General features: G+C 57.2%; 6 protein-coding genes. 5 read left to right on the forward strand and 1 reads right to left on the reverse strand.

Translation table 11 applies throughout. The features are described 5' to 3' along the window. The first annotated feature begins 78 nt into the window (after positions 1 to 78). The 5 genes from ABJK56_RS12825 to wecB all read left to right on the forward strand — a co-directional run bounded on the left by ABJK56_RS12825 (position 79) and on the right by wecB (position 7,368). Positions 79 to 1,074, forward strand: coding sequence for a GDP-mannose 4,6-dehydratase (locus ABJK56_RS12825; protein WP_347245064.1), 996 nt, complete (start codon positions 79 to 81; stop codon positions 1,072 to 1,074). A gap of 27 nt (positions 1,075 to 1,101) precedes the next feature. Then, positions 1,102 to 2,409, forward strand: coding sequence for a glycosyltransferase family 4 protein (locus ABJK56_RS12830; RefSeq protein WP_347245065.1), 1,308 nt, complete (start codon positions 1,102 to 1,104; stop codon positions 2,407 to 2,409). Positions 2,410 to 2,423: 14 nt separating this feature from the next. Then, positions 2,424 to 4,217, forward strand: a complete 1,794-nt coding sequence (locus ABJK56_RS12835; RefSeq protein ID WP_347245066.1) for an alginate lyase family protein — start codon at positions 2,424 to 2,426, stop codon at positions 4,215 to 4,217. A gap of 82 nt (positions 4,218 to 4,299) precedes the next feature. After that, positions 4,300 to 6,189 (forward strand): O-antigen ligase family protein, encoded by a 1,890-nt coding sequence (locus ABJK56_RS12840; RefSeq protein ID WP_347245067.1) that lies wholly within the window; start codon positions 4,300 to 4,302, stop codon positions 6,187 to 6,189. A gap of 57 nt (positions 6,190 to 6,246) precedes the next feature. After that, positions 6,247 to 7,368, forward strand: coding sequence for a UDP-N-acetylglucosamine 2-epimerase (non-hydrolyzing) (gene wecB / locus ABJK56_RS12845; RefSeq protein ID WP_347245087.1), 1,122 nt, complete (start codon positions 6,247 to 6,249; stop codon positions 7,366 to 7,368). A gap of 223 nt (positions 7,369 to 7,591) precedes the next feature. On the opposite strand, the gene ABJK56_RS12850 is transcribed toward wecB, so the two are convergent. Then, positions 7,592 to 8,227, reverse strand: a 636-nt coding sequence (locus ABJK56_RS12850; RefSeq protein ID WP_347245068.1) for a hypothetical protein, incomplete at its 5' end; no start/stop codon positions are given.

Raw genomic sequence — 8,227 nt, forward strand, 5'->3', positions numbered from 1 at the left:
GATTAGACGACTGTATCAAGTTGCAATGCGGCACACACGAAACAATTAGACATTCGTGGACATTGAAAGGTTTCACCCATGCGTATCCTCATTACCGGTGGTGCGGGGTTTATCGGTTCTCACCTTTGTGATGCCCTCATTGCGAGCGGGCATTCGGTGACTGTTCTCGATGATTTTTCCACGGGACGTCATGAAAATGTTGCGCACCTGGAAGGTCATCCCCTGTTTGAACTGGTCTGCGCCGACATCGCTGATGAGGGCATCGTCCGCGAGTGCGTGGCCAAGGCCGATCGGGTCTATCATCTCGCCTCGGCGGTCGGTGTCCGGCTCATCGTAGAACAGCCAGTACGCACGATCGAAACGATTGTCCATGGCACTTCAGTGGTGATGAAGGCGTGTTCCCGTTATCGCAAGCCAGTGCTCATCACGTCCACGTCGGAGGTCTATGGCAAATCCACCAAGGTCCCATTTTCCGAGGACGATGATCTTGTCATCGGGCCGTCGTACCGCCGCCGTTGGGGCTATGCCTGTTCCAAGGCCCTCGACGAGTTTTTGGCCATGGCGTACTGGCACCATTCGCGGATGCCCGTGGTTATTGTGCGGTTATTCAATACGGTGGGTCCGCGGCAGTCCGGGCAATATGGAATGGTGCTCCCGCGATTTGTTCAGCAGGCCCTCAAGGATGAGCCACTCACAGTGTATGGCGACGGAAGTCAAACGCGTTGTTTCTGTCACGTGAAAGACGCCGTCGGAGCTCTCGTCCGACTTATGGAATTGCCGGAGGCCAGGGGCCAGGTCTTCAACGTGGGCAACCGGGAAGAAGTGTCTATCAAGGAACTGGCAGAACGCGTCATCAGTATCACGGGAAGCCGCTCGCAGATCCGGTATATCCCGTTCGAAGAGGCCTACGGCGCCGATTTTGAAGACATGCAGCGGCGGGTCCCCGATCTTACGAAGATTGAAAAGGCCATCGGTTACCGGCCCCGGCATTCGCTTGATGATATTATCCGCGATATTGTGGACTACTATGCGAGCAAGCTTGGACTAAACGTTCGTGCGGGAACAACGCGGTAGCAGTCAAGTGGGCATATCGGCGAGCCAATGCACATTCTATTTCTAACCCATTATTTTCCGCCGGAGGTAAACGCACCTGCCAGCCGAACATATGAGCACGCCGTACGATGGGTTCGGGCAGGGCACCGCGTGACGGTCATTACCTGTAATCCCAACTGTCCGACAGGTGTACTCTTCCCAGGGTATCGGAATCGGCTGTGGCCTCAGCAGGAGAAGATAGATGGGATCGATGTCGTTCGGGTGTGGACGTATCTAGCGCCAAACGCGGGAACAATCCGACGCATTATTAACTATCTTTCCTATATGGTCAGTGCCATCTTCGCGGGATTATGGATCAAACGGCCGGACGTCATCGTCGCCACCAGTCCTCAATTCTTTTGCGGTTGGGCTGGGGTGCTTCTCTCGCGACTGCGGCGCCGGCCGTTCGTGCTGGAAATCCGCGACATCTGGCCGGAATCGATCGAAACCGTGGGAGCCATCCGCTTTCGCCCGGTTTTGCGATTCCTCCAATTCTTAGAAAAGGTGATGTACAGCTCGGCCGACCATATCGTGGCCGTCGGTGAAGGATATCGCCAGAAAATCCTGGAGAAAGTCAATATTCCGGAAAGAATTTCCGTGGTGATGAACGGAGTCGATTTGGAACGATTTCGGCCCCAGCCACCAGACAGAGAACTTCGACAGCAATGGAACGGGGAGGGAAAATTTGTGTGCGCGTATGTGGGTACGATCGGCATGGCCCATGGATTGGATGTCGTGCTAGAGGCTGCCGAACAACTGCGGGCCAGCGGGCGCGATGATGTTGTTTTCTGGTTAGTGGGCGAGGGGGCCAGAAAGAAAGAACTGGAAAACGAAGCACAGCGGCGGGGCCTGGACGGGAGAGTCATATTCACCGGCCGGTTGCCGAAAGAGGACATGCCTCGGGTTATTGCCAGTGCCGACGCCTGTTTGGTCCACCTCCGAAAAACGGAGCTTTTTGAAACCGTTATTCCCAGCAAAATATTTGAGATGATGGCGATGGGCAAGCCCATCATCATGGGTGTGCGTGGAGAAGCCTTGCGGATCGTGGAAGAAGCGGGGGCGGGTGTCGCGATGGAGCCGGAATCTGCCGAGTCGCTTCTTGAGTGTATCGAGCAGATTCGCCAAGGCGAAAACTTTTCCGGAAACTATGTTGTCCGTGTGAGGGATTATCTGCACACGAATTATTCGCGGGACTCGTTGGCAGAGAGGATGCTGGGGATTATCAGGTCACGGGTGATCGGCACAGCCGATTCGGCGCAAAAATGTGAAAAAAGCGACAAGACAAATGCCGTACCAGAAGTGCTCGCGCAGCCCTAGGATAGTCTTCAATTGTGCGACAACGCCTTTCTCGCTACTACCACACCCTCCGCTATTATCGTCCCTCGCAGGTTTTTTATCGATTACTTGCGAGGGCAAAGCACCTCCGGGCGCCAGCGAGGATCCGTAGGCTGTGCCAGGAAAAGGGGCTTCGGGTAAGAACGTTTTTGCCAGGAATTGCTGAGCCGGTTGCCGAGGGACCGCGGTTGTTTTTGGAAAGGAATGGGGTCACTCTGCGGCTGCTCAATCGATTTTACGAAGGCCCCCTAGAGTTTCGATGGCAGGAACTCGAAAAAAGAATCCCCACCCGATTGGGGCGATTTCATCTCCATTACCACGAATTTTTTCTTCCCAAGTTTAGAGGTGACGACCGGCCTGCGCCGTTTGAGCAGATTTGGCAATGGATTGCCCAGTGGATCAGTGAGTACAGTCTTCCCTCGAGTCCGTACTCACCCGACGCCTGGCATCCGTATGTGGTATCACGGCGGATTCCTGTCTGGGTCAAGCTCTTCTCTCTCCATCCGCCAGATGAGCCGGTTGCTGGGCAGGTTCTCAACTCCCTGACAGCCCAGGCCCGCTGGCTCGCAAAAAACCTAGAATTCGACCTCGGCGGCAACCATCTTATGCAGAATCTGCGGGCCCTTGCCGTGGCGGGCGTTTTTTTTCAGGGCCGCGAGGCAGAGCAGTGGTTACACACTGTCACCACGATCCTGCCAAAGGAATGTGCCGAGCAGATTCTCCGCAGTGGTGAGCACTTTGAGCGCTGCCCGATGTATCATGTCGATGTCTTGCTGGCCCTAGCCGACATCTGTGACGCCCTCCAACGAGCGGCGTGGAAATCTGGCTGGTCACCGGAAGCGTCCGTCGAAAAAATGGCCCGCTTTTTGGGAGCGATTCTTCATCCCGACGGCCAAATTCCCCTCTTTGGCGACAGTACCCTGGACCTGACGCCGAGCCCCCGCGAAGTCTTTGCGCGTCTTAAACTCGATTTTCCAAATCTTCAGCCGGCGGGGGCGCAGTCGGGGATGGTGGGAGATTACTGGGTTTATCGTGAGGGGGGAAAATTTCTCATCTTTGATACCGGGCCGGTAGGTCCCGACCATTTGCCTGCTCATGCCCACGCGGATCTGCTCACGTTGGAAGCCTCGTGGGACGGCGAGCGGTTGTTCGTGGACACGGGTGTCTACGATTACGAAGATTCACCGGAGCGGGCGTATTGTCGGAGTACAGCCGCCCATAACACCCTAGAGATTGACGGTCAAAACCAGTGCGATGTGTGGTCGCGATTCCGTATGGGTCGCCGCGGCTGGCCAGGGGTTCTACAATACGATTCCGTAGGCCCCTTCCACTACGCCTGGTGTACGCATAATGCCTACCGGCATGTGGGTTGTCCCGAGGTCAGGCGACTTGTCTTGTGCATCGAGAACGGACCGTGGCTTGTTGCGGACTGGGTGGTGGTGCGAGGCGAGACCCAATCGGCCAGTCGGCTCCACATTCCAGGAGAATGGAAGCTTTGCAACGTTTCTGAGTCTTCCATCACGCTGGAGTCGCCACCGAGTCGGCTGGTTATCGAGCCGGGATCAGCTTCCGGCCACACCGGGCGACAAGGAGTTGCAAACTACTTCCCCGAGTTTGCTTCAAAAAAGCCGGTCCATGTGCTGGCGCTGGAGGCTAAAGGGGCCAACATCCTCTTATGGCAAATCCGTAGCGAGGACGCGGCGCCTGCGGGCTGTATGGTCGGTCACGAGATGGCAAGTTTCACATTCCGAGGACATGAGTGCATAGTCTTCCTAAAAGCGAGGAGTTGACATCGAACGTCTCGAATCCCATAGACTGAACATCGTTTCATCGGACGCGTCTTCTCAGGACCTTCTCGCATGGGCGGGGGTTTTGGTCATCGCCGCGCTTGTCCTCGTCGGACCGTTCGCCGAAGGCGCCACTTCACCAGTTTGGCTTAGTGCGCTGCAAGTGGGAGCGGCGGTGGCGGGTTTTCTGGGGCTCCTCAGCTTCGGGACGCGGGTTCGATTCCTCTGGCTTCCCATGGCTGTACTGGTGGTTGGATTGATTCAAACCTGGCCACTCCCTGGGAAACTTGTGAAGGCTGTTTCGCCCGCTTCGTACCATGCCTGGAGCTTTGCCTCCAACTGTCTCGATCGGCCCCTTTCTCCTCGACTTTCCCTCGCGCCGGCCGCAACCCAATTAGCGATCCGCCAGCTTTTCTTAGCAGCTTTGGTATTTGCCATAACCGCCGAGCTGGCCCGCGACCGGCGGAAGGCACTTTTTCTTGGTGGAACACTTGCTTCAGTTGGTGGAGTCGTTCTTGCGTGGGGATGTGCGGAATGGCTGTTCAGACATGATGTGATCACCTCTCCGTCGGCACTGCGTTGGCCATTCGGATACAAGAATCCCCTAGTTGATCCACTTCGCTCAGCCGCCTTCGGCCGCGTCCAAACTCTGCAGGTCGGGGGAGTTTCGCTCGCGCTGCCTTTTTGGGTTCTTGGCGACGGATTTGGCCCTTACTTGGTGAGTAATCATTTCGGCGGATGTCTGGAACTGACAATCCCGGTGCTGTTCTCCCTTCTCTGTTTGAAACGAAAAAGACATACCCCGGCCGTTTCGCTTGTGAGAGCTGCATTGGGGATACTGGCTGTGCTCATAGCTGTCACCGCCGTCACCGTGCTGGCGTTGGGGGCTTCTGCCCGAGCCGCCACGGCGGGCGTACTGCTCGGATGCACCTGGGTGGCATGGCAGAGAAGTACCGGAATATGGCGGCGGCTCGGGGGGGCAGTTTTCTGCCTGGAAGTTCTTTGCTACCTGGGTCTTTTCATACTCTCTGCTTCAGGGAAAGTCTTAGCGCACAGAGCGGGGGACGACGGCACCACAAACACACTCGCGCTGATCGGCATGTGGATCGGCGGGGCGCAATGGCGTATCTCCCAGTGGGCTGTGTGTTGGCGAATGTTCCTGGCAGCGCCTATTACTGGAATCGGGATGGGCAGCTATCGCTTCGCTTCACCATTTTATACCGACTCCGAGGTTGTTACAGCATTTGCCCATGCTGACTATATGCAGTTTTTGGCAGAGGGTGGTCTTTTGGGAGTGACTGTCCTCACTATATTCTTGGCTCATTTTTTAAAATCGGTGACGATACGAAGTTTCACGCGAGACTCCGTGGAGAACCCCCTTCTGGTGGGCCTTTGTGGGGGACTTGTCGCGTTTTTGCCTCATGGATTCGTTGACTGGAATCTCCACATCCCTGCCAATGCATTGCTGTTTGTTGTGGCATTGGGGCTGGTGGTTGGATTAGCGGGTCGAGAATCGGTGCGGCGTGTTTCGGACAAATCGATCGTTTCATTCACCAAACTGGGTATCACCGTCATCGTGCCCATCTTTTGTATCGCAGTGATTATTGGTGTGATCCGTTATGCGCGAGCCGAACGTTCTCTGGAACCTCTGCGTCACGCCCTGCTATTCAGCATGGATCCGAAAGCACAAATACCATCCGCAGAGAAGACAACCCTTTTGCTCAATGCACTACCGTCTGCGCTGGAAGCGGCCCGAGGAACGTCCGCTTCAGCCGAAACTCCCCTGTTAATTGGGCTGGCCCATCTGTACGTGTCCCAGGGCAAACCTGGACCAGAGCTTCGGTTGGCTGAGGAAGCGTTCGGTCAAGCTGTGGCGGCTACCCCACTTCGGGTGGATCTTTGCAGGACACTTGCGGAACTTCGTTTTTTACTCACAACTTGCGAGCGTAATGATGTGGACCATTCCGCGAAGTAGGTTTCCAAGTAGCCGAAATCGCTCTCGACTTCTCAAGTTGCGGAGACCAATCGGGTGATGGTAAAAGTCTTTGCCTGCGTTGTCGGTGCGCGGCCGAACTTCATGAAAATGGCCCCGATCCTGCGGGCACTCCGGGGCTATCCGGAGATCCGACCGCTGCTGATCCACACCGGGCAACATTACGATCCGCAGCTCAGTGACGTCTTCTTTCAGGACCTGGAGATGCCCCGACCGGACGTCCACCTGAATGTCGGTTCGGGAACCCACGCTCAGCAAACAGCCCGCATCATGGAAAAAATGGAAGAAATCCTCGTGGCAGGTCCGCCGGGCGGTGGCCGTTTCGACCGCGTCATCGTGGTGGGGGACGTCAATTCCACGATGGCGGCGGCCCTCGCGGCGGTCAAACTACAAATCCCAGTGGCTCACGTGGAGGCCGGACTCCGCAGCTTCGACCGCACGATGCCGGAGGAGATCAACCGCCTCGTCACCGACAGTGTTTCTGACATGCTCTTTGTGTCCGAACCTTCCGGGATGGAAAATCTCCGCCGGGAGGGCCACCCGGAAGACCAGATCCATCTCGTGGGGAACGTGATGATCGACACGCTCCGTGCCTTGCTGCCCCGGGCCAGGGCCCTGGAGACGCTGGATCGACTCGGACTCACCCCAGAACAATATGGGGTGGTTACACTTCACCGCCCGTCCAACGTAGACGATCCCCAGACGTTGGCAGGGCTGCTCCAGGTGCTGGCGGATATTGCAGGGGAGCTGCCGGTCGTCTTTCCTGTCCATCCCCGTACGCGGCAGCGGATCGAGGCCTTCGGGTTGGGACATTTGTTGGATGGCCAGAGAGCGCGGCAGGCTGCGCTCCGCGTGCTGCCGCCGCTTGGCTACCTTGAGTTTCTTTCCTTGACCTCCCAGGCCAGGGTGATTATCACAGATTCTGGGGGCCTCCAGGAGGAGAGTACCGCCCTGGGGATCCCCTGTTTGACCGTGCGGCCGAATACCGAGCGGCCGATCACGGTGACGGAGGGGACAAGCACCCTTGTGGGAAGTGATCCAGTGAAGCTGCGGAGGTGTCTTGAAGACGTCCTGGCAGGCCGCTACAAGACTGGCCGCTGCCCAGAGCTGTGGGACGGCAAAGCCGCAGAGCGGATAGCCGGGGTCCTCGCAGCTCATTAGCCATTTCCGCCTTTTCGCAAAGCTTTTTCACCCCTGGGCAATCGAGGGACCGACGTCAGCCGAACGTCTGACCGGCTGACTTCTTCCGTCCAACAGAACTCTGAGAGCGTCTTCCTGCGGTGTTCCGCGCCGCAGCCTCGGGGGTGATCACGGCCCTAGGATGCTTCTCACCACTAGGCCCGTGGGGTCTGACGGACTGGATGCCGGCCTCGGCCGCGAGATCTCAGGGAGGGGTGGACTTCGTCTTGATAACAAGTCGCGACCCTGAGCGAAGAGCCTCCTCCACCGCGGCTGTGAGCATCTTCACGAAAACCTGCTTTTCCCGCTGATAGTCCTCCGGGGTTCCTCCCAGGATGAAAACTACCACCGAACGCCCGGGATTGACCAGCCGTCCCCCCGTCCCGCCAGTAGCACTCCCGGGGCTTCCGCTGCAGCAGCCAAGAGGATAGCAGGTTCCGTTGGAAAGCCTTATACACGACAGTTCGGGATCGTCAATCGGTATCTCATTGAGCTCTACCTTATCGAAATCCAGCAGCCGATAACAAAACTCGTGATCCGTGGATCCGCAAATGGGACATTTGACGTTGGTTCGCTGAGTTGCTGAACCGGAGTCGGATCGCCAATCGACCAATATCCGTAATTTCCGCTCCTGTCGAACCTGCCTGAATTCATCGGACAACCAACCCTGGAGTTTATCGGCTTCCTCAGGCGGGCGCCCGCCGCGGGCGGCCTGTGGTCTCATCGGCTTGGCTCCCGAGGCAATGGCCTCTATCTGTGGAGCCAGGCTCCGCCCCAACTGTTCTGCAGTCCGCCGATGCTGTTCGTCCCAGGCGAGGATTACCACCGCCCCATCAACACC

Source organism: Thermogutta sp., assembly GCF_039793925.1.
GTDB lineage: Bacteria > Planctomycetota > Planctomycetia > Pirellulales > Thermoguttaceae > Thermogutta.